Annotated in this window: 1 protein-coding gene and 1 pseudogene; both read right to left on the bottom strand. The window is 45.6% G+C overall.

Annotated elements, in window-relative coordinates:
- Positions 1-341 (bottom strand): squalene/phytoene synthase family protein (locus A3762_RS23335; protein WP_197469532.1); only part of this gene is annotated, 341 nt, incomplete at its 3' end.
- Positions 316-1,013 (bottom strand): annotated as a pseudogene (locus tag A3762_RS27995) (phytoene desaturase); the annotation flags it as partial. The pseudogene A3762_RS27995 and the gene A3762_RS23335, both read right to left, overlap by 26 nt.

Here is a 1,013-nt window from a genome sequence, read left to right as displayed (position 1 = left end):
TCGATGGCGACATGGCCTTGGTCGAATAGAAAACCTTCCAGCATGTCCTGCAGTGCGCGCTTGGACAAAACTAAATCTGGATCAAAGGTGATTTTCGTCTCTTGATGTTGATCAAAAAGAGATTTAATCGTACGTAATTTTTGCGTACGACTTGGGTCATCTCCATCTGCCAAGTCATCTAGATAACGACACAGAGCATAAAGTTTAGAGACTGATTGGGACAATTCAGCGGAGAAAAATCGTGCCGCCCAGTTAAAGCTTTTACTGTGCTTGGCAATAGAATGCTTTGCATCGATCGCTTCGCCACGCAGTTGCTTAAGACTGAGCTGTAAAGTGTCCATTTACACGCACCGAGCTATGTTTGGCTAAGCTAGTTTTGAGTAATGACTCGGCCACTTTTGCAGAACTGATGACTCCTGGTAGTCCCGCACCAGGATGAGTGCCCGCACCGGTTAGGAACAAGTTATCCAGCGATTCGCCCCGATTATGGAAGCGAAACCAGGCTGATTGATAAAACAGGGGGGCAATTGAGAAGCCGGCGCCAAACTCACTGTTGTAGTTTTGCTTGAAATCGAGCGGAGTCATCGCAAAAACTGATTCTGCGTTTTCTTTAATGCCTGGCAATATGGTCTCATCTAAGCGTTGCAGTACGCGCGCTTGGAACATTTCACGCACTTCATGCCAATTTATCTCCGATTTTAGGTTAGGAACCGGCACGAGGGCATAAAAACTGTCACAGCCCGTTTTGGCAAAACTCGGATCCGTCGCGGTGGGACGATGCAAATAGATAGAGATATCTTCAGATAAGTTACCATGATGAAAAATGTCATCAAGAAGAGGTTTGTAGGCCTTCCCTAATATAATTGTATGATGTTGTACCGAGGGGTATAGCTTTGGGCTTCCGAAAAATAAAACAAATAAGCCCATCGAGGGCTTAGCAACTTTTCGACGTATTTTGGCGATCCGAGAAGCATGGTCGGGTAACAGTTTGCGATACAAATAAAGTGGGTCCA

Source organism: Oleiphilus sp. HI0125 (assembly GCF_001635355.1).
The sequence above is the reverse complement of the archived record's forward strand: the minus strand, read 5'-3'. Positions and strand labels throughout refer to the sequence as shown.